This window comes from Comamonas sp. (assembly GCF_036643215.1).
Classification (GTDB): Bacteria; Pseudomonadota; Gammaproteobacteria; order Burkholderiales; family Burkholderiaceae_C; genus Comamonas.
In genome coordinates, this window is sequence record NZ_JAVXSJ010000016.1 from 21654 (window position 1) to 42991 (window position 21338).

General features: G+C 59.7%; 18 protein-coding genes. 10 read left to right on the forward strand and 8 right to left on the reverse strand.

Annotated features, from left to right (window positions below; translation table 11 throughout):
• Positions 1-19: 19 nt before the first annotated feature.
• Complete coding sequence (gene dkgB, locus RSF91_RS12325; RefSeq protein ID WP_332568697.1) at positions 20-823, reverse strand: 2,5-didehydrogluconate reductase DkgB; 804 nt, start codon at positions 821-823, stop codon at positions 20-22.
• 150 nt (positions 824-973) lie between these two features.
• Between dkgB and RSF91_RS12330 the strand changes: the two genes are divergently transcribed.
• A complete protein-coding gene (locus RSF91_RS12330) occupies positions 974-1873 on the forward strand; it encodes a LysR family transcriptional regulator (protein ID WP_332568698.1) in 900 nt (299 codons plus the stop codon).
• Positions 1874-1919: 46 nt separating this feature from the next.
• Here RSF91_RS12330 and RSF91_RS12335 read toward each other — a convergent pair whose 3' ends face one another.
• Together RSF91_RS12335 and glaH are read right to left on the reverse strand one after the other, a co-directional pair.
• Positions 1920-3161, reverse strand: coding sequence for an alpha-hydroxy acid oxidase (locus RSF91_RS12335; protein ID WP_332568699.1), 1242 nt, complete (start codon positions 3159-3161; stop codon positions 1920-1922).
• Between the two features lie 99 nt (positions 3162-3260).
• On the reverse strand, positions 3261-4184 hold the full coding sequence (gene glaH / locus RSF91_RS12340; protein ID WP_332568700.1) for a glutarate dioxygenase GlaH: 924 nt from the start codon (positions 4182-4184) through the stop codon (positions 3261-3263).
• A gap of 109 nt (positions 4185-4293) precedes the next feature.
• Here glaH and RSF91_RS12345 point away from each other — a divergent pair, with 109 nt between their 5' ends.
• From RSF91_RS12345 to dcd, 4 genes are all read left to right on the forward strand, one after another.
• On the forward strand, positions 4294-5190 hold the full coding sequence (locus RSF91_RS12345; protein ID WP_332568701.1) for a LysR family transcriptional regulator: 897 nt from the start codon (positions 4294-4296) through the stop codon (positions 5188-5190).
• Between the two features lie 462 nt (positions 5191-5652).
• Positions 5653-6744, forward strand: coding sequence for a BMP family ABC transporter substrate-binding protein (locus RSF91_RS12350; protein WP_332568702.1), 1092 nt, complete (start codon positions 5653-5655; stop codon positions 6742-6744).
• Positions 6745-6951: 207 nt separating this feature from the next.
• Positions 6952-8244 carry a guanine deaminase gene (gene guaD / locus RSF91_RS12355; RefSeq protein WP_332568703.1) on the forward strand — a complete coding sequence of 431 codons (1293 nt, stop codon included), beginning with the start codon at positions 6952-6954 and terminating at the stop codon, positions 8242-8244.
• A gap of 63 nt (positions 8245-8307) precedes the next feature.
• The gene (dcd, locus tag RSF91_RS12360; protein ID WP_099736037.1) at positions 8308-8874 is read left to right on the forward strand and encodes a dCTP deaminase; all 567 of its coding nucleotides are present in this window, start codon (positions 8308-8310) and stop codon (positions 8872-8874) included.
• A 69-nt stretch (positions 8875-8943) separates the two neighbouring features.
• Here the strand turns inward: dcd and nadB are convergent, their stop codons facing one another.
• The 3 genes from nadB to RSF91_RS12375 form a co-directional block, all read right to left on the reverse strand.
• Positions 8944-10470, reverse strand: coding sequence for an L-aspartate oxidase (nadB, locus tag RSF91_RS12365; protein WP_332568704.1), 1527 nt, complete (start codon positions 10468-10470; stop codon positions 8944-8946).
• Positions 10471-10479: 9 nt separating this feature from the next.
• A complete protein-coding gene (nadA, locus tag RSF91_RS12370) occupies positions 10480-11625 on the reverse strand; it encodes a quinolinate synthase NadA (protein WP_332568705.1) in 1146 nt (381 codons plus the stop codon).
• A gap of 225 nt (positions 11626-11850) precedes the next feature.
• Positions 11851-12810: a delta(1)-pyrroline-2-carboxylate reductase family protein gene (locus RSF91_RS12375; protein WP_332568706.1), complete on the reverse strand. Its 960-nt coding sequence runs from the start codon at positions 12808-12810 to the stop codon at positions 11851-11853.
• Between the two features lie 167 nt (positions 12811-12977).
• Here RSF91_RS12375 and RSF91_RS12380 point away from each other — a divergent pair, with 167 nt between their 5' ends.
• From RSF91_RS12380 to RSF91_RS12390, 3 genes are all read left to right on the forward strand, one after another.
• Positions 12978-13307, forward strand: coding sequence for a hypothetical protein (locus RSF91_RS12380; protein WP_332568707.1), 330 nt, complete (start codon positions 12978-12980; stop codon positions 13305-13307).
• Positions 13308-13458: 151 nt separating this feature from the next.
• Entirely contained in the window at positions 13459-14340 is an 882-nt protein-coding gene (ypfJ, locus tag RSF91_RS12385) for a KPN_02809 family neutral zinc metallopeptidase (protein WP_332568708.1), read from the forward strand.
• Positions 14341-14551: 211 nt separating this feature from the next.
• Positions 14552-15973, forward strand: coding sequence for a DEAD/DEAH box helicase (locus RSF91_RS12390; RefSeq protein WP_332568709.1), 1422 nt, complete (start codon positions 14552-14554; stop codon positions 15971-15973).
• A gap of 61 nt (positions 15974-16034) precedes the next feature.
• On the opposite strand, the gene RSF91_RS12395 is transcribed toward RSF91_RS12390, so the two are convergent.
• On the reverse strand, positions 16035-16889 hold the full coding sequence (locus RSF91_RS12395) for a symmetrical bis(5'-nucleosyl)-tetraphosphatase (RefSeq protein WP_332568710.1): 855 nt from the start codon (positions 16887-16889) through the stop codon (positions 16035-16037).
• Positions 16890-18285: 1396 nt separating this feature from the next.
• Between RSF91_RS12395 and RSF91_RS12400 the strand changes: the two genes are divergently transcribed.
• Together RSF91_RS12400 and RSF91_RS12405 are read left to right on the forward strand one after the other, a co-directional pair.
• Positions 18286-18576: an H-NS histone family protein gene (locus RSF91_RS12400; RefSeq protein ID WP_099736043.1), complete on the forward strand. Its 291-nt coding sequence runs from the start codon at positions 18286-18288 to the stop codon at positions 18574-18576.
• A 122-nt stretch (positions 18577-18698) separates the two neighbouring features.
• Complete coding sequence (locus RSF91_RS12405) at positions 18699-19889, forward strand: FAD-dependent monooxygenase (protein WP_332568711.1); 1191 nt, start codon at positions 18699-18701, stop codon at positions 19887-19889.
• A 73-nt stretch (positions 19890-19962) separates the two neighbouring features.
• On the opposite strand, the gene RSF91_RS12410 is transcribed toward RSF91_RS12405, so the two are convergent.
• Positions 19963-21228 carry an MFS transporter gene (locus RSF91_RS12410; protein WP_332568712.1) on the reverse strand — a complete coding sequence of 422 codons (1266 nt, stop codon included), beginning with the start codon at positions 21226-21228 and terminating at the stop codon, positions 19963-19965.
• Positions 21229-21338 lie beyond the last annotated feature (110 nt).

The window sequence follows — 21338 nt, forward strand, 5'->3', positions numbered from 1 at the left end:
CTTTTTGCGGTGTGCCGACTCAGTCCCAGAGGGGGGCGAGTCCTTCGGGGTTGACCTCACGTCCATTGCGCTCCAGTCGGGCCATCTCTGCCATTTCGCTGTCTGTCAGCTGCAACTTCTGCGCGAGCAGATTGCTGGCCAGATTCTCGCGTTTGGTGGAGGAGGGGATGACGGCAAAGCCGCGCTGCAAGGCCCATGCCAGCGCTACTTGTGCCGGCGTTGCCTGGTGGTTCTGTGCAATCTGTGCGATGACAGGGTCGCCCAGCACCTTGCCGTAGGCCAGCGTCATGTAGGAGGTCACATCAATGTTCTGGCTTTGCAGAAAGCTCACCAGCTTGGGGTTTTGCAGATAGGGGCTTAGCTCGATCTGGTTGGTGGCGATTTCGCTTTTCCCAACGGCGGCAATGGCTTGCTGTGTCAGGTCGATATTGAAGTTGGAGACGCCGATGAGACGCGTCAGGCCCTGGGCTTTGGCTTCGGCCAGTGCCGTCATGGCCTCTTCCAGAGTGACGTTCTGAAAGGCGGGCCAGTGAATCAGTGTCAGGTCTACCTGCTCGGTACCCAGCTTGCGCAGGCTGTCCTGCAGGCTGGAGATGAGCTTGCTGCGGGAGAAATTGTCCACCCAGATCTTGGTGGTGATGAAGAGCTGCTCGCGTGGAATGGCGGCTTCTCGTATGGCTTGGCCTACTTCTGCTTCATTGCCATAGATCTGTGCCGTATCGATAGCCCGGTAGCCGACTTCGAGTGCATTGCGCACGGAATCAACAACGACCTGGCCTTGCAGGCGAAAAGTGCCCACGCCGAAAGCTGGAACATGGTTCATACAAAAAACTCCTTGAGGGCGTTCCTTGGCGGAACCCCGGTTGCGATAACGATCAACCCCGTGCTGGGCTGAGAACTGCGCAAGTGTGTTCTTTTGTTTATTAACTAAAAAGACATGTATGGGTAAAAAATATTTGATAAAAATTCAAATATGAAAATCACACTCGATGAAATGCAGGCCTTTATCACGGTGGTGGACAGTGGCTCCATCACCGGCGCGGCTGAGCAACTGGGGCAAACCATTTCGGCCACCAGCCGTACGCTGGCGCGGCTGGAAGCCAAGCTCAATACAACGCTTATGCGTCGCAGCACCCGGCGGCTGGAGTTGACCGAGGAAGGAGCGACATTTCTGACGCGGGCAAGGCAGATCGTGGAGTCTGTGCAGGAGACCGAGGAGCTGATGACGCTGCGCCGCAAGCAGCCAGAGGGGCGGTTGCGGGTGGATGCCGCCTCGCCGTTCATGCGCCATGTCATCGTGCCGCTGGTGGCCAGCTACCGCGCGCGTTACCCGCGGGTGCAGCTTGAGCTGACGAGCAACGAGGGTGTGATTGATCTGCTGGAGCGGCGCACCGATGTGGCGATTCGTATCGGTAGCCTCAAGGACTCAAGCCTGCATGCCACGCCCATTGCCACCAGCGGCATTCGTGTGCTGGCCAGCCCAGCCTATCTGGTAGAGCACGGTATGCCGCGCAGTGTGGAGGAGCTTACGCAGCACCCGCTGCTGGGGTTCATGCAGCCAGAGTCTCTGAATGACTGGCCGCTGGTCGGTGCTGATGGCCAGACGCTGCATATAGCGCCGACGGTACGCGCCAGCAGCGGAGAAACATTGCTGGAGCTGGCGCTTCAAGGAGCAGGCATTGTCTGCCTGTCGGATTTCATGACCCAGACCGAGCGACAAGCCGGGCGATTACAGCAGCTTTTTCCGGACCAGACTCTGGAGGTTCGCCAGCCTATCAATGCGGTGTACTACCGCAATACGGCTTTGTCCTCCCGTATTGCGTCATTCGTGGATCACCTCAAAGATGCTTTGTCCGCAGGATTTGAGGTTTGAGCGCGTGCGGATCGCGCAGATCATTCGCACGCTCGCTGACTTGAGGTCAGGTCGACTTTTTCCGTAAGCAGTCCTTGGTGATTTCGGCCATGGAAGTCGCGCCCAGCATGGCCATGTTGCGATCGACTTCATCGCGCAGCAGCGTGATGGCGTGATCCACGCCCTGTGCGCCACCCACGGCGGCGGCGTACATGAAGGGGCGACCCAGAAACACCATGCGCGCACCCAGGGCCACAGCCTTGAGCACATCGCTGCCGCGGCGGATGCCGCTGTCCATCATCACGGCGGTGCGGTGGCCTACGCGGTCCACCACATAGGGCAGCATTTGCAGCGGGGCGACCACGCCGTCGAGCTGGCGGCCACCGTGGTTGGAGACCACGATGCCTTGCGCGCCGATGTCCGTGGCCATTACGGCATCGTCTTCGTTGAGGATGCCCTTGATGACAAGGTTGCCCTTCCAGCGCTGGCGAATGCGTTCGATGTTCTTCCAGTTCAGGTGGTCACGGCCGGCGGTGTCACGGATGGCAGTGTTGGACAGCAGGGGCGCGCCGCGTGTGGCAAATGAGTTCTCGAAGTGCGGCATGCCGTGATTGATGAGTGTGCGCAGCATGGTGCCCACCATCCAGCGCGGGCGGGTGATGCCGTCATAAGCCAGGCGCAAGGAGGGGCGCAGCGGCATCGAGAAACCGGTGCGCACATTGTTTTCGCGGTTGGCCCAGACAGGTATGTCCACGGTGATGACCAGGGTGCCAAAGCCTGCCGCTTCGATACGGTCGATCAGGCCATCAATGCGCGAGGTGTCGCCGGGCAGATAGGCCTGAAACCAGGTGGAAGGCGCGGCCTTGGCCACTTCTTCCATGGGGATGAGGGAAGTGCCGCTCATGATGGCGGGAATGCGGTTGGCGGCAGCCGTTTGCGCCAGCACCAGATCGCCCCGGTAAGCGTTGATGGCGCTGATGCCCACGGGTGCTACGCCAAACGGAGAGTCCCAGGTCTGGCCGAACAGCTCGACTTTCTGGTTGCGCTGCGACACATCGACCATGACCTTGGAGCTGAAGCCGTATTGCTGAAAGCTGTCACGGTTGGCCTGCAGGGAGACGCAATCTTCGGCTGCGCCCGAGACATAGCCATAAAGAGGGCGGGGCAGGTGTTTGCGGGCAGCGGCCTCGAAGTCCTGCAGCGACAAGATGTTCTGCAGATGACGGGGGAGCCCTGCGCGTTGGCCGTAGGCGGCTTGCGCATTAGGGGCGGGTGCTGGGTTTGCAGAGGGAGCTTGTGACGATGCCATGGTAGGAGCTTCGAGAGCGAAAGTCAGGGGTCTTAACTGGCTACGCCCCCGCACACTTGCGGTGCACGGGGGCGTGACAGAAACATCTAATGTCAGGCGTTACTGAGCAAATGTGCCACGTTGGCGCATCAGCTCGCGGTGCAGTTGCTCGTTGCGCTCAAAAGGTGCGCGGCCGTGGACGTAGAAGTAGTTGTTCAGCACCACCAGATCACCTGCGGGCAGGCTCACGGTGCGGGTGCCGGGTGAATTTTCCATCGATTCCGACAGATTCTGCAGGTAGTGGGCTTCTGCCTCATTGGCGGGCTGCACAAACTGATCGATGAAGGACATGGACAGGCCGAATTCGCCATGGAAGAACACGGGGCGCTCCACGCGCTCGTTCACGTTCTTGGAGCCAGGAGCCTTGTACAGCAGGGGCTTGGCACCCATGGGGTCTTGCACAAAGCGGTCCAGCTCGCTCCAGTCGTCCAGGTGCAGGAAACGCGACTCGCCGCCCACGGCGTTCTTTTCGTCGAATTTCATCATCAGCAACCAGTCGGTGGCTTCGGTCACGAAGGTGCCGTCGGTGTGCATGGTGAACAGGCGGTAGGCCTGACGCAGGTAGGAATCGCTGGCGTCCGTGTGCTTGACCAGGAAGCGCGCGTAGTACTTGTTGGACATGGAGTCGTGGTTGCTCGGGCCAAGGATGTGGCCGATGGCGGTACCGAACTTCACGTATTCGTCGCTGTCCTGTGTCAGGCCTTCCAGACCCAGCACAAAGCCGCCGTGCTTGCGGTCTTTGATGATGCGCACCAGCGTGTCCGCAAAATCCTGACCCAGATGGGCAATCAGGCGGCGGGCCATGTGAAAGCGCATGAAGGGTACGTACTCCAGGTTCTGCACGTCGATGCTCTTCACGTCGGCGAGGTAGGCGGACAGTGCTTCAGCGTTCAGAGTCAGCTTCAGCAGGCGAGGGTGCTCTGGGTGGGGAGCGATCTCGTAATTGGCTGGCTGGATCAGGTTCTGGGGGGTGGTAGCGTTCATGGCGGGTGGGTACTTCAATCAGGAATGGTGTGATTGAACACTTCTTGTTTGATACGATCTACGGGTTGAAATGCATTCTTTAATAATTAATTCAGATTAAAAGGTTTTCATGCTCAGCTACAGGCAACTAGAGCACTTCGTCACAGTGGCCCAGGAGCTGCATTTCTCTCGCGCCGCAGACAAGCTGGGCGTGGCTCAGTCAGCGGTTAGCGTGCAGGTGCAGCAGCTGGAGCAGCAATTGGGCGTGCGTCTGCTGCAGCGCAACAAGCGCAAACCCATTACGCTGACTGATGCGGGTGAGCTGCTCTATGAAGAAGCCGTGGCTGTGCTGCGCCACATGGAGCGCGCCCAGCAAATCGGCCAGCTGGCCGCTCAGGGCATGAGCGGCCATGTCAAGCTGGGCTATATCTCATCGGCCGTGACCTCGGGCATGCTGGCGCGGGTGCTGACCCGGTTCAGGCCCGGTCATGAGCAGGTACACATGCAGGTGCTGGCCATGGAAACACCTCGCCAGCTGCAGGCCCTGCAGCAAGGCGAGATTGATGCAGGGCTGCTGCGCCCGCGCCGCCGCTACCCAGAGGGCGTCAAAGCCATCATCGTGCACAGCGAGCCTTTTATGGTCGCCATGGCCGAGAACCACCCGCTGGCGCGCAATGACACCATCAGCGCTGCCGACCTGCGCGGCCAGACCTTTATCGCACCGCAGTTTGTGAATGAGAGCGAGGGCTTTGCCGACGTGCTGGCGCGGCTGGCCGAAGCGGCAGGCTTTTCAGCCCGCGAGGCGTATCGCGTCAACGACTTCATTACCGCCACCAGTCTGGCGGCTGCGGGCTACGGCATTGTGGTGCTGCCAGAGTCCAACCGGCTGGTGAACCAGCCCGGCGTCATCTTCAGGCCGCTGAGCGACTTTAAAGAGCAGGTACACATGGCGCTGGCCTACCGCGAGCGAGAAAACTCCCCCGCCGTACGCGCCTTTCTTGCCGTGGCCAAGGCCTGTATTGAGTAAACAGGGTCGAAGCAGGGCGGTGCGATAAAGCCACTGCCTCCCTCTACGGGAATCGCTGCAGCACGCCACTCGTGGCCTGAATTGGCGGGACAATAGGGGCTCGTGTCTGCACGCCCTGCCGCGCAGACTGTCCCATTCGCTATCCCGTCGAGGTAGTCCATGAAGAGCGTTACTTCTAAAATACGCAGACAAATCAACCACCTGTGCGTGGGCGATGATCTCTGCATCCGATTTGTCTTTCAAGCTGCCGCTGCGCCACGTTCTGCTGGCCGCGCCGCATAAGCACCCCACGTTCAAATCCAACTTCTGTTCGTGAGCGGTGCATGGCTTTTGCACATCCGCTTCGTTCGCCCTGATGGCGCTGCACCTGCTGGTGCGTGCATTGGTGCGACGGCTTGCCGCCTTGTGCAGCCCTGACCCAACTCCGAACGCTATGAGTTGCTTTACGCAATCCACATCATGATGTTCAAAAAAACCCATCGCCTGGCCCAGCTGGCTGCCGCGCTGCTGCTGACTTCCAGCGTCGGCATGACCTCCGCCGCGCAGCCGCTCAAAGCCGCCTTTGTCTACGTCACCCCCGTGCTCGATGCTGGCTGGACGCGCCAGCATGAAGATGGCCGCAAAGCCATGCAGGCCGCGCTGGGAGCCCAAGTGCAGACCAAGGCCGTCGATAACGTGGCCGAAGGCGCAGATGCCGAGCGTGTGCTGCGCGATCTGGCTGCCAGTGGCAACCAGCTGATCTTCACCACCAGCTTTGGCTATATGGAGCCCACGCTCAAGGTGGCGCGAGATTTTCTCAACGTGAAGTTTGAGAACCTCACCGGCTACAAGCGCACGGAGAACGTGGCCACGGCCAATGCCCGGCATTACGAGGGGCGCTACCTCTCGGGCATCGCCGCAGCGCGCGCCAGCAAGACGGGCGTGGCGGGCTTTGTGGCGGGCTTCCCCATTCCTGAAGTGTTGCAGGGTATCAACGCTTTCGCTTTAGGCATGCGCAGCGTCAACCCCAAGGCGCAGGTACGCGTGATCTGGCTGAACAACTGGTTTGACCCGCCGCGCGAGCGCGAGGCAGCCATGGCGTTGTTCAATCAGGATGTCGATGTGGTGGCGTTCCAGGTCGCATCCACGGCTGTCATGCAGGCCGCGCAGGAGCGGGGCAAGATGGCGATTGCCTTTCACTCCGATATGCGCAAGGTCGCGCCTGAGGCGCAACTGCTGGCCGTCACCCACCGCTGGGGCAAGTACTACGAGCAGCGCGCCAGGGCGGTGCTGGACGGCAGCTGGAAGAGTCAGGACTTCTGGGGCGGCGTGAAAGACGGCATGGTGGGCGTGGAAGGCTTTGGCCCCAAGCTCAGCAAGTCGGCGCGCGATGAGGTGCTGATGCGCGAAAAGCAGATGGCCAAGGGCCAGCTCGTGCCATTTGCCGCAGGCAAGCAGGCCGTGCGTGACAACACTGGCGCTGTGCGAATCCCCGCCGGAACGTCGCTGACCGACGCACAGATTCTGGAGATGAACTGGCTGGCCGAAGGCGTGATTGGCGCCTTGCCACGCTGATGGCCGCTCTGCAGTGCTTTTAAAATCGTAGCTGCTTGCGCTTGTATTTATGGGGTTTCATGTCGAAAGATGCATGAATTCTATGAATAACAGGCGCAAGCAGCTTTGTTTTTAATAGCGGTTAAGCGCAGGCCTGCGCTCAATCGTATAGCCCCTATAAGCGCCGCCGTGTTCCGCTTGCCGGGTCTGGCGCGTAAGCTCTTGCTCATGAAAATCTACCGTAGTGCCCTGCTGCGCTTTGCCGATGACGGCCAGGCTGTTTATGACTCCGACGCCCTGCTGGCCGTGGCGGCAGATGCCTCTGGCCGTCAGCGCGTGGTGGCTGCGGGCAGCTGGCAGGCGCTGGCCGATCAGTACATTCAGCGCGAAGGGGTGGAAGTCATTCACCTGCCCGGCAAGCTGCTGGCGCCGGGTTTTGTGGATATGCACATTCACTACCCGCAGACCGATGTGATCGGCGCACCGGCCCCCGGCCTGCTGCCCTGGCTGGAGAACTACACCTTCCCGCACGAGTCGCGCTTTCATGACCGCGAATACGCCGATGGCGTGGCCGAATTCTTCATGGATGAGCTGCTGCGCAATGGCGTGACCACGGCGCTGGCCTTTGCCACATCACACCCCGCATCGGTCGATGCCATCATGACGGCGGCGCAAAAGCGCAGCATGCGCATGATTGCCGGCAAGGTGCTGCAAGACCGCAACAGCCCCGATGGCGTGCGCGACGATACCGAGCAGGGCCTGATCGACACCGAGACTCTGATCAATCGCTGGCATGGCGTGGACCGCCTTGGCTATGCCATCACCCCGCGCTTTGCGCCCACCAGCACCGAGGCGCAATTGCGCGGTGCGGGCGAGCTGGCGGCCAAATATTCGGATGTCTGGATTCAGTCCCATGTGGCCGAGAATCTGGACGAAATCGCCTGGGTCAAAGAGCTGTTTCCTGCGGCGCGCAGCTATCTGGCCGTGTACGACGACTTTGGCCTGATGCGCGAGCGGGCGGTGTACGCGCACAGCATCTGGCTGGATGAAACCGATCGCCAGTTGATGCAGAGCACCCGCTCGGCAGCCGCGGTGAGCCCGACCAGCAATCTGTTCCTGTCCAGCGGCTACTTCGACTATCTCAAGGCTGACGAAGCCCAGATGCTTTACGGTTTGGCCAGCGATGTGGGCGGAGGCATGAGTTTTTCGCCGTTTCGCACCATGCAGGCCGCCTATGTGGTGGGGCGCGAGGGCCATGCAAAGCAGGGTCAGAGCCTGTCGCCACAAAACCTGTGGTGGCAGCACACGGCGGGTGCCGCTCGGGCGCTCGGGCTGGCGGGCGTGATTGGCAATCTGCAGCCGGGCTGTGAGGCGGACTTCGTGGTCATCAACCCCGCTTGCACGCCGCTCCTGGCGCGCAAGACGGCGCAGGCGCGCAATCTGGATGAGCTGCTGTTTGCCATGATCATCCTGGGAGATGACCGCCTGATTGAGCAAACCATTGTTTCTCAAGCAAAATAGCGGTCTTGCGCTGGTTACATAGCCGTATAGCGCTATCAAAAACCAAGCGATACAGGATTTCCAATGAGCATCAAGAGCGACAAATGGATCCGTCAGATGGCGGAGCAGCACGGAATGATCGAGCCCTACGAGCCCGGCCAGGTGCGCCAGGTCGACGGCAAGAAGGTCATCAGCTACGGCACATCAAGCTATGGCTACGACATTCGCTGCGCGCGTGAATTCAAGGTCTTCACCAACATTCACAGCACCGTGGTTGACCCCAAGAACTTCGACGAAAAAAGCTTTGTCGATATGGAGGGTGACTACTGCATCATCCCGCCCAACAGCTTTGCGCTGGCCCGCACGGTGGAGTACTTCCGCATTCCGCGTGATGTGCTGACCGTGTGCCTGGGCAAGAGCACTTACGCGCGCTGCGGCATCATCGTCAACGTGACGCCGTTTGAGCCCGAGTGGGAAGGTTATGTGACGCTGGAGTTCTCCAACACCACGCCGCTGCCCGCCAAGATTTATGCGGGCGAAGGCTGCGCGCAGGTGCTGTTCTTCCAAGGGGACGAGCAGTGCGAGACCAGCTACAAAGACCGCAACGGCAAGTATCAGGGCCAGCATGGTGTGACCTTGCCCCGCGCCTGATGGCCTAAGCGCCTCATCAAAAAAAGCCCGCTGTATTTGCAGCGGGCTTTTTTTGTTTTCAGCAGGTACTCAAGCTGCAGCGGCTTCCCGCATGGGCCAGTCCAGATTGCAGTGCGCGCCTACGCTGGCGTGGCGCTGCAGGGCGGCGTCCACCATCAGGCTGCACAGCACGAGCTGGTTGCGCAGGGCATGGTCTGCACCACGCCACTGTGATCGCCACAGCACCAGTTGTTTGGCAGCGGCAATCAGGCTGTGGTTGCTGCGCACAATGCCTACGTTTTGCTGCATGAGCTGCTGCAGATTGAGCTGCATCTCTTGCTGACTGATTGGGCTGAAACCGCTGCTCTCATTGCGCTGGGTGCTATGAATTGTGGGGTGTTTAAGCAGGGGCTGATCAGCCATGCGCTGCGCAGCGGCACGGCCCATGACCACGCATTCCAGCAGGGAGTTGCTGGCCAGCCGATTGGCACCATGCAGGCCGGTGCGGGCCACTTCGCCAATCGCCCACAGTCCGGCCACGCTGGTGCGCCCATCCACATGGGCCTGCACGCCGCCGCAGGTGTAGTGGGCGCAGGGCGCCACGGGAATGGGCTGGGTGGCAATGTCAATGCCGTGGGCCGCGCACAAGGCCATGACGCCGGGGAAATGCTGGGCCAGCCAGTCGCGGCTCTGATGGGTAATGTCCAGCAGCACATGGGACAGTTGGTGCACCCGCATTTCGGTATCAATGGCGCGGGCCACGATGTCGCGCGGCGCCAGTTCGGCCCGGGAGTCATGGCGCAGCATGAAGCGTTCGCCGGGGTTGCCGTTTTTGCCGGGCAGGCGCAGCAGCGCACCTTCGCCGCGCAGGGCTTCAGACACCAGACCCACAGCCTTGCCATTGATGTGCAGTGCCGTGGGGTGGAATTGCATGAATTCCAGATCACGCACCGCGCAGCCTGCGCGCCAGGCCATGGCAATCCCATCGCCCGTCGTGGTGGCGGGGTTGGTGGTGCTGGGGTAGATCTGCCCCATGCCGCCGGTGGCCAATACAGTATGGCTGGCCAGCATGCGCTGGTGGCGGCCATCAGCATTGCGCACGGTGGCGCCCACGCAGCGGTGCTGGGCGTCTTGCAGCAGTTCAATGGCGGTGCAGTGCTGCAGCAGGGTGATGTGGCCAAGGCGCTGGCAGGCCTGCAGCAGGCGCTGGTGCACGGCCAGCCCGGTGCGGTCTGTGGCGTGGACGATGCGCCGCGCGCGGTGGCCGCCTTCGCGGGTCAGGTGCAGCTGGCCATTGGCCTGAGTGCTGAAAGGCACGCCATGCTGCTGCAGCCAGGCAATGGCGTCAGGGCCTTGCTCCAGAATGCGGCGCACGGCGGTTTCATCGCACAGGCCTGCGCCGGCGATCAACGTGTCTTGCACATGGGCTTCAAGGCTGTCGCTGGCATCCAGCACGGCGGCAATACCGCCCTGAGCCCATGCGCTGGCGCATTCATCGGCGCGGCCTTTGCTGAGCAGGGTGATGCGCAGCGTGGCAGGCAGACTCAGAGCCAGCGACATGCCGGCCAGACCGCTGCCGATGATGAGCACATCGGTGCAGGTTTTGGAGTGGGGCATGACGGGCTCTCAGGCGGGGCCGAAGTTCTGGAACAGGGCGGTGTCTTGCACCATGTCGCCGCTTGCCTGCACGCGCTGGCGCTGGGCAGCGGCGAAGTCGAGCATGCGCTGAATGGGCTTGCGGGCGGCAAGTCCCAGGGCTGCATCCAGCTCAATCACGCCTTGGCGGTGCAGCAGGGCCTGTTCTACGCCGTGCAGGCTGTTCATGGCCATCCAAGGGCAAAAGGCGCAGCTTTTGCAGCTGCCGCCCGTGCCTGCGGTGGGCGCGGCCAGAAAGGTCTTGCCGGGGTAGCGCAGACGCATATCGTGAAGAATACCCAGATCGGTGGCGACGATAAAGGTACTGGTGGGCAGGCGGCCCACGGCGGCAATCAACTGGGTGGTGGAGCCCACCACATCGGCCAGGGCAGTGACTTCGGCAGGCGATTCGGGGTGCACCAGAATGGCGGCTTCGGGATGCAGGTCTGCCAGCGCCTGGAGCTCATCGGCCTTGAATTCATCGTGAACCACGCAGCTACCTTGCCAAAGCAGCATGTCGGCCCCGGTCTGCTTCTGGATATGGCTGCCCAGATGGCGGTCAGGAGCCCAGAGGATTTTTTCGCCGCGCGCATGCAGGGCGGCCACGATGTCTTGCCCCACCGATGAAGTGACGACCCAGTCGGCCCGCGCCTTCACCGCGGCGCTGGTATTGGCGTAGACGACTACGGTGCGGTCGGGGTGGGCGTCGCAGAACTGGCTGAATTCATCGGCCGGGCAGCCTAGATCGAGGGAGCAGGTAGCGTCCCCATCGGGCATGAGTACGGTTTTTTCGGGACTCAGAATTTTGGCTGTCTCGCCCATGAAGCGTACGCCTGCCACTATCAAAGTGGTAGCGGGGTGCTCGGCGCCAAAGCGTGCCATCTCCAGCGAATCGCCCACGCAGCCCCCGGTTTCGCGGGCCAGATCTTGTAGTGCGCCATCCACGTAATAGTGGGCCACCATGACGGCGTTGCGCTCCTTGAGCAAGGCTTTGATTCGCTGGGCAGTCTGGTACTGCTGCGCCTGATCTTGCTCGGGCAGCACTCTGGCCCAGGCCTGACCGATGCTGCATTGGGCGCTGCCATTGGCATTGGCGCCCAGGGCGGGCTGGTCGAATTCCACGGTCTTGATTGGCATTGTCTCCATCCTGAGTTGTTCTGTTAAATATTTATACTCAATCTGAGTATTATTAAAACGTGTTTTTCAGAATTTGTCATCTGTGCTGAAAGTCAGGGCTGATTTGACTGGCTGACGATGCCGCCGGATGGGAGGCGATATTTCAATGAAAAGTGGCTGTAGCGCTTATATATCAAGCGCTAGATGCTTCTAAAATAGGAGCGTTGCGCCGAGCCACTTCAGTGTTTATGCCACTTGCGCAGACTGGTGTTGTCGCAGGGCCAGGCGTGTGGCAGCCAGGTCCCACCCGCCCCAGCCGCAGGATTTGAAGAGCACAGGGCCAGTCGGCCGCGCCCAGTTTTGCTGCACCACGGTGGCCAGATTGGGCAGGGCGGTGACATCAATGCCGGCTTGCAGCAGGTCGCCCGCTTCGTGCTCGGCATCTTCGGTATCGACCACGATCTGGCTTTGCTGCAAAAAGCGCTGGCATAGCTCGGGGGCCAGCTCCACCATCTGCGGCGTAAAAGCGCCCACGGCGCAGACAAAGGCATCAGGGCGGGGAGCTTCGTGCAAGACCACGGCCTGTGCGGGTGTGCAGGTCACGATCAGAGGGCAGTGGCGTGCTGCCAGTGCCAGATCATCGGCAATCTGCGCACGTAGACCCATCGCCTGTGCTTGTGCCAGCAGGTTTTGTGCACTGCGGTGGCTGCGCGAGTGAATCCAGACCTCTTGCGTGCCCAGCCCTTGGGCAAAGGCTTGCAAATGCGCGCTGCCCTGCACACCTGCTCCGATGATGAGCAAGGGGCCATCCGGCTGCGCAGCCAGCTTGCGCGCGGCCAGCAAAGACACGGCGGCGGTGCGGCGAGCGGTGATGGTGGGGCCATCCAGAATCAGCTGGCGCTCTCCCGTTGCGGCATCAAAGACGACGATATCGCCCTGAATAGTGGGTCTGCCCGCCTGTGCGTTGCCGGGCGTGAAGCTGATGAGTTTGGTCATGATCACCTGCCCATCGGTAGCGGGCATGCAGAAAAGGCAGTTGCCGGGCGCAGTCGGCATGACGATGCGTGGCGGAACCGACACACTGGAGCTGTTTTGCAGCTGACGCAAAAGTGCTTCTACCTCGTCGGCCAGAGCCGTCCACGGCAGCAGTGCCGCAGTGGCCTTGGCATCGAGAAATGCAGAGCGGGGCTGGGAGTGAGTGTTCATGGTCATGCGGGCAAGTGGCAAAAGAAGGAACGTGGTTAGAGACAGAGCTTACAAAAATGCAAGCCGGGCCCGGTGTTGGCCGACATGAGATCACTGCATCAGCGCTTTGGGAGGGTGTGACCTGCGCGCACAATATCGTCTGTTTTATTGATTGATTTTTTGCACATATGTTTGGCTCATCTTCTCGAACAGAACAACGCAAAGACCCCTCCTGGACACAGGCGCCTTCGAGCCACGGGCAGTCCGAGCCAGTCTGGCGAGAGGGCGGCGCTGCGCAGGCCTACGAGCCGACCCAGCAGCAGACGGCTGCAGTGCGCAAGTCCTCGTCTGGCAAATTCTGGATATCTGCCATTCTCGCCATCGTGGGCCTGCTGGCCGTGGCCTATCTGCTGCTGAGCATGGTGAATGTGGTGGAAGAGCAGATGGCGCGCAACCAGCCGGAGGCGGCGCAAAGCCCTTCTGGTATGACGCTGGTTTCAAGCCCTGCAGGGCGCTGAATAGCGCTAAAGCTCAAACTAAAGGTGAACAATGGTGGGCAGAGTTTTCCCAAGTGACAAAAGCACAGCCTGATACGTCAAATTTGAGCGGAAGCCCTTAATATCGCCACCCGGCGCAGGCCATGTGCAACACAACAAAGGAGTAAGCACCATGAAATGGGAAGGCAACCGCGAGTCAGATAACGTCGAAGATCGCCGTGGCGACGGTGGTGGTAGTGGCGGTGGTGGTTTTCCCATAGGCGGCCGAAGCATTGGCATCGGCACCGTGGTGCTGGCGCTGGTCGGCTGGGGTGTTTTTGGCATCAACCCGCTGACGACGATTGGCATGCTCTCTGGCGGTGGCTCGCCCCAGGTGCAGCAGCAGGCGCCTGCGCAGCGCCCTGCGGCGGATGATCAGGGCGCCAAGTTTGTCTCTACCGTGCTGGCTTCGACCGAAGATGCATGGAGCCAGATCTTTCGTGATGGCGGCGCCAAGTACCAGAGCCCAAGGCTGGTGCTGTTCACGGGTGTGACGCGCACGGCCTGCGGCACAGGCCAGTCGGCCATGGGCCCGTTTTACTGTCCCGGTGACTCCAAGGTCTACCTGGATATGGACTTTTTCAACACCATGAGCCGCCAACTGGGCGCTCCTGGCGAATTTGCCCGTGCCTATGTGATTGCTCATGAGGTAGGTCACCATGTACAGAACCTGCTGGGTATCTCTGGCAAGGTCGATGCCATGCGAGGCCGCGTGAGTGAGCGTGAGCAAAACGCCATGTCCGTGCGCCTTGAGTTGCAGGCAGACTGCCTGGCGGGCATCTGGGCCAACAAGTCGCAGCAGGCCAAGAGCTGGCTGGAACAGGGCGATATCGAATCGGCCATGAATGCCGCCCAGCAGATTGGCGACGACAAGCTGCAGCGCGAAGCCACTGGCACCGTGCGCCCTGACAGCTTTACCCACGGCTCCAGCGCTCAGCGTGTACGCTGGTTCACACAGGGCTACAAGACTGGCAGCGTCAAGGCCTGCGACACCTTCGCTGCCCAGTCGCTTTAAACGTTCTGCTTGTCTGACAAAGGCGTGTGCTCGGTCACACGCCTTTCTTTTTTGGGAGTTACCCTGCTGAAATCCGGGTTATCCCGGTAAATTGCACGGGGTATTGAACGGCCTGCGTGTCTCTGTAAACACAGGGCGCAAAGCTGATCGGACGCCAAAAAATCACAAAGCCAACGCGAAAAACCCACTCGGTGCGACAATAACGCCCTCAATGACAAGCTCTTTCTCCAATCTTCACTTGGCTGAGCCCCTGGCTCGCGCTGTTGCCGACATGGGCTATGAGTCCATGACTCCGATTCAGGCGCAGGCCATTCCGGTTGTATTGACCGGAAAGGACGTCATGGGCGCTGCCCAGACGGGTACAGGCAAGACAGCGGCGTTCTCTCTGCCTTTGCTGCAGCGACTGATGCGCCACGAAAATGCTTCGGCGTCCCCTGCCCGCCATCCGGTGCGTGCGCTGGTGTTGTTGCCTACGCGTGAGCTGGCCGATCAGGTGGCGCAGCAAATTGCGCTGTATGCCAAGCACACCAAGCTGCGCAGCACCGTGGTGTTTGGCGGCATGGACATGAAGCCTCAGACTATCGAGCTCAAGAAGGGCGTCGAAGTACTGGTGGCAACTCCGGGCCGCTTGCTGGATCACATCGAAGCCAAGAATGTGGTGCTCAATCAGGTGGAATATGTGGTGCTGGATGAAGCCGACCGCATGCTGGACATCGGCTTTCTGCCCGATCTGCAGCGCATCCTGTCGTACCTGCCCAAGACGCGTACTACGCTGCTGTTCTCAGCGACTTTCTCGCCAGAGATCAAGCGCCTGGCCAGCAGCTACCTGCAAGACCCCGTCACGATTGAAGTGGCTCGCCCCAATGAAACCGCTTCCACCGTGGAGCAGCGTTTTTACAAGGTGACGGACGACGACAAGCGCTACGCAATTCGCTCCGTACTGAAAGAGCGTGAGATTCGTCAGGCCTTCATCTTCTCCAACAGCAAGCTCGGTTGTGCCCGCCTGACTCGCGCTCTGGAACGTGATGGTCTGCGCGCCGCTGCCCTGCATGGCGACAAGAGTCAGGATGAGCGTCTGAAAGCGCTTGAGGCCTTTAAGGCTGGTGAGGTCGATCTGCTGGTCTGTACCGATGTGGCGGCTCGTGGTCTGGACATCAAGGATGTGCCGGCGGTCTTTAACTACGACGTACCTTTCAACGCCGAAGACTATGTGCACCGCATTGGCCGCACCGGTCGTGCTGGCGCATCGGGTCTGGCGGTAACGCTGGTCACCGACCATGACAGCCGTCAGGTCGCCGAGATTGAAAAGCTCATCAAAAAGAAGATTCCGGTGGAGCCAGCGCCTATGGCTGACTTCCGCCCAGCGCGCCAAAGCCGTAGCGCTGAGGAGTTCCGCCCCCGTCGTGAGCGTGAGTTTGACAGTGCTCCCCGCACCAGCCATCCCCATCGCCCATCGCGTATGGCACCTCGTGCATCTGCTGATCCGTTCTTCGATAAGCCTTATGAAGCAAGCGCTGTTGCTGAAGCTGCGGCCTGGGATAGCCGCACGGCCCCCGTCAAGAGTGCTGGCATCAAGCCCAAGCGCAAGGTTGCGGCCTTGTTCAAAGCTCCAGTGCAAGTAGCCGTCTCTTAAGCAAGAGCTGCATTGAAAAACGCCTGCTGATTGCAGGCGTTTTTGTTGGTGCTGGCAGTTTTTAGCCCTTGCCGCCTGGCACTTGCGTCTGAGGACATTGCAGCTGAATCAGCTCGCGCTCATTCATGTTTTCACCAATGCGCATCATGCTCAGGCAGCCACCCCAGATACAGCCGGTATCCATAGCCATGAGGTTGGGGCGATTGATGTGACCCAGTGTGGACCAGTGGCCAAATGCGATGGGCGTGTCGGCAGTGAGCCGCCCTGGAACATCAAACCAGGGCGTCAGTCCCTCAGGGGCCTGATCGGCAGATTCTGAGCTTTCAAAGTCCATCACCCCTGCTGAACTGCAAAAGCGCAGCCGGGTAAAGGCGTTGACGATGCAGCGCAGGCGATCATCGCCTTGCAAGTCGGCTGACCAGCGGTCTGGCAGATTGCCGTACATGTTCTGCAAAAAGCGCGCAAAGTCCGCTTCTTGCAGAACAGCTTGCACCTCTGCATTCAATGCCATGCAGTCTTGCAGACTCCATTGGGGCAGCACACCTGCATGCACCATGAGCAGGTTCTCTCCGCTGGCATTGGTGTGCAGGCGGCTCAGAGGCTGCTGGCGCAGCCAGCCCAGCAGGGCGTCACGGTCAGGTGCATCAAGCACCTGGGCCAGCGTATCGCGCTTGCTCTGGCGACGCAGGCCTTGGGCGGCAGCAAGCAGGTGCAGGTCATGATTACCTAGCAGGGCGCGCATGGAGTCTCCGGCCTGCATGCAGCGGCGCAACACTTCGGCAGACTTGGGGCCGCGATTCACCAAATCACCAAGCACATAAAGCGTATCCCGGCTGGCGGAGAAACCCACGGTTTGCAGCAGTTGCTCAAAGGCGTCGTCGCAGCCCTGAATATCACCGATACAGTAAAGAGCCATGGTCTTCTTTCTTATGAACGATCCATGGATTTTCTGCGGAACGCATGGCTTACGCTGCCAAGCGGTGTTTTTGCGATGTCTTGCTTGGCATGGGTATCCCGTTGCGAGGCTCGGCAGCTGGCGTGCACCGGTGACAGAGGGCGCAGGCCTTGCGTGAAAAGTTGGCGCAATTCCTTTATTTGCTTCAACTGGTAATTACATCGAGGGGCTCTGCTGAACGGCATTTTGACGAAACAGGATGGTTGACTTCTCTGGAAATCTCTGAAGAGGCTGCCTCTATTTCGGTCGCCGTTATTGTTGTGACTGCTATTACATTTATAACGATTAACTTATGGAGCAGGCTTTGATGCGGGTGGGGTAACTCTATCTGGTGCTGATTTCGCCCTTTGTTGCGCGACCTATGACCTTGATTACATGCGTAGCACATCCATTTTTCATTTGCTGGCAGTTAAATACATGCCATTTTGGTCTTGCTGAAAATTAATGAATCAGAAAGCTGAACTGTGGGCGAAGAGGAAATAGCTTCGAGCCTTTAGAGATGCGTAAAGCCGGTTCGATAGAGGTCAGTGAACACAAGATGCTGCAGAACGTATTTCATTTGGACGACAGGCCTGCGACACCTTTAATCGTGTCACGCGCTGATGTGCATTCGCTGGATGGCGAAATGACGATAGCCCAAGCTTTTCGGCTCTGTGCTGACGGGTGTGAAATGGCTAGCTATTCTTGGTATCCGTCAGCCTGGGATTGCTGAATGAGCGGTTGGGCTAGATCCATGTTTGCGAAATGAAGGCAGTAGACTCAGATTCACAAGAATTTTTCTGAGAGCGTGTGCTAGCTTCTTGATTTCCTCCCTGAACCTTGAGGGACCTAAAGTTGCGGGCTCCTCTGCGCTCCTAAACAGATGGAATGGTGTGTGGTGGATGAGTGCGGCGTCGTTCAGGGCGAGCGTGACAAAGAATGATTTGTGGGGAGCCATCGCTGGAGAACTGCACCTGATGGAAGCAAGCCAAGCCTGAATGATCCTCTGTGATGATGGTTCTTGGCGGCTTGATACCTGCCCTAGAGTTGAAAGGCTTGCTGGCAGTTCTAGCTTTCCCGGATGAAGGTAAAGGGCTCTATAACACCCTCGTAGGATTACTTTTGGCGGACAGCAGGCATTTGCCTGCTCCTGGCGACAAGGTCTTTTGCGGTGAATAGGTATTTTGGGTGATCTATTTTGATAGAGGGCGTATCGACAGGATATTGGCAAATCCAGATCAAGAAACGCTAAATTATTAACATGAAGTTACATTTCATAAGCGTCTTTAATTGTGGTTATTGCTTACTCGTTAATTCATGCATTTGAGATTCAAGCATTTATAATGATTTCACTTTAATCAACTAAGAAGCGCAAATCATGAGCACTTACAAGGAACTCCTGAAGCAGAGAGAAGACCTGGAGCAGCAAATCAACGAAGCCCGTACGCGAGAACTCGCTGACGCGGTGGGCAAGGTTCGTAGCCTGATTGCTGAATACGGTTTGACTGCTGAAGATGTCTTTCCTCCTGCTCGTGCGCGTGCTTCCGCTAATGCGGGTGCCAAGGTCGCTCCCAAGTACCGTGATCCAGTCACGGGTCAGACTTGGACTGGCCGCGGCAAGCCGCCAAAGTGGATTGCAGACCAGGATCGCGAACAGTTCGTTATCTAACCTGTGGATTGCGCACGTTGAAAAAGCCCGCCTTGGCGGGCTTTTTTCATGGTGACTGTTTTGCGCCAGCGCAAATCAAAGTTCTCCTTCATTACGGTATTGAAGCGGCACAATCAGAGCCCATGAATAAGCAGGTGTTGATTGCGGGGGGCGGTATCGGTGGTCTGGCGGCGGCTATTGCGGCGGCTCGGGCAGACTGGGATGTGCGCCTTTTTGAGCGAGCCACAGAATTTTCTGAAGTTGGGGCCGGTATTCAACTCGGCCCGAATGTGGTGCGCAGGCTTCAGGCCTGGGGCCTGCAGCGGCCTTTGCAGCAGGTGGTGGCTTCACCTTCCGCCTTGCGTGCCTGTAGCGCGGTGACGGGGAAAGAGTTAGGCCGTTTGTCGTTGGGTCGCGATATGGTGCAACGCTATGGCGCAAGCTACGCCACCATTCACCGTGCTGACCTGCACGAGATCTTGCTACAGGCCGCGCAAAACTTGCCAGAGGTGCACCTCAACCTCAATCAGACGGTTAACAGCTACACCGAGCAAGATGGCGTGGTCACCATTCGCACCAGTGCCAACAAGCTGATTGAAGGTGATGCGCTGATTGGCGCGGATGGGGTGCGCAGCGCTGTGCGTGCCCAGATGCTGGGCGATGGCCCGCCGCGCGTGACCGGGCATCTGGCGTATCGCGCCATGGTGCATCAGGCCCAGTTGCCCAAGCGCCTGCGCACCAGCGAGGTGACGGCCTGGCTGGGTCCGAACCTGCATGCCATTCAATACCCCGTGCGCCGGGGCGAGTTACAGAATCTGGTGGTGATTGTGCAAGGCCCGCCGCCTGTCGATCTGGATCATTGGGATCACTCCGCCAACCTGCCTGACTTAATGCAGCACCTGAAAGGCACTTGCAGCTATCTGCAGGACCTGGTGCAGCATGTGCCTGACTTGGGGGGCGAATGGCGTCTGTGGCCAGTGGCTGACCGGGTACCTGTGGCCTCTGAGGCGCAGATGGCGCAGGGCATGGTGGCTTTGCTGGGTGATGCGGCGCACCCCATGCGGCCTTATCTGGCCCAAGGAGCGGGCATGGCGATTGAAGATGCGGCAGAGCTGCAGAGCGCGCTGTCCATGCATGACCTGGATGTCACCCTGCGGCTGCGCCGCTATGCCCTGAACCGCTGGCAGCGCAATGCGCGGGTGCAGGAAAGGTCGCTGCGCAATGGGCGCATCTTCCACGCCACAGGCTTGGTGCGCTGGGGCCGGGATCTGTCGCTGCGTGCACTGGGCGGGCGCATCATGGATGTGCCCTGGCTTTATGAGGGGGCGTTGTAGATAAAGGCTGAGGTCTAGCCACTATCTAAACAATAGCTGCTAGCGCATATGGATATTGCGCTAGAGTCGATTTTTAATGCATGACCTTCTGCAGCAGCGGCGAGGGTTTGATGACCCGGTAGGCCAGTACACCCATGCCCAGCATGGAGGCCACCATCAGCATCACGGCCTGATAAATGTCCGAGCCCTGACGCTCCGCAACGCCTGCCACAACGCCTGACAGCCACTGCATGAGCGCCGCCCCCAGAAACATGGCCATGGTGAAGATGGACAGCGCACGACCTGTGGTGGCGGGCGGGTAGGACGAGCGCACATCGGCATAGATCAGCGTACCGTAGCCCGAAAGCGTGCTCATGACCAGCAGCAGAACCACGCTCCACACAGGGTGGTGAACCAGAGCCAGTCCCACAAAAGTGGCCGCCATGAGGAGGGCAAAGCGTGCGATGCGCTGGCGGCGCAAGGCGGGGCCGGGGTCGAGGCGGCCGAACATGGACGGCACGAACAGCGAAATGACGGAAGCGGCCAGCGCCACATTACCGGTGGTGACCAGCGAGAACTGGTATCGATCCATCAGCATGGGGCTGAGCCAGAGGCCGCGCACCGTCAAAAACGATGCATAGCTGACCATGCCCAGCAGCACAATGCCCCAGGTGTGGGGCAGCAGCAGCAGGCTGCCAAAGCCTTGCAGCGCTTCGATAAAGCCGGGCTTGGGCTGGGAATCGCTGGCTATCTTGGGCTCATGCACTTTGAAGAAAATCAGCAGCCAGGACAGCACGCTCAGCACTGCCAGCAGCGCAAACCCCGCGCGCCAGCCCATGTGCTGCACCAGCCATGCCATGGGGGTTCCGGTAAACAGCAGCCCCAGCCCGCCCAGACCTAGGCCAATACCGGACATGTAGGCAAACTTATCTGCCGGGAAGTGGCGTGCAATAAACATGGTGCTGGCCAGAAAGGCGGGCGAGCAGCCAATGCCAATCAGCAACTGCCCCAGCATCAGCCAGGAATAGCTGGGTGCCATGGCCGACAGCACAGCACCGGCGATTGACAGCGGAAAAGTCATCAGCACGGTGCGGCGCAAGCCGTAGATATCCATGCCAATGCCCATGATCAGCTGGGCCACGCCGAAGGACAGCGCAAACAGCCCGGCAAACGAGCCCAGAGACTGGGCAGACAGCCCAAAGTCGCTGCGCAGACCATCGGCAATGATGGAGGTGACGGTGCGAAACGCCTGGCTTAGTGCAAAGCCGGTGAGCAGGCAGACCAGCATGGCCCAGACGGTGGAGTCTGGCGCTTGTTTGCTATCAGGGTGGACGGGAGAGGCGCTCTGAACGGAAGGCATGGGGGATTTTGTTGCGATGTTAGGTTTTTCCCTCAGCCTAAAGAATTCAGGCTGTCCGCGCTGTCACTTAAGAGCAGCAGGGACAGCCTGATTGGCGATGGCGAGGAGAT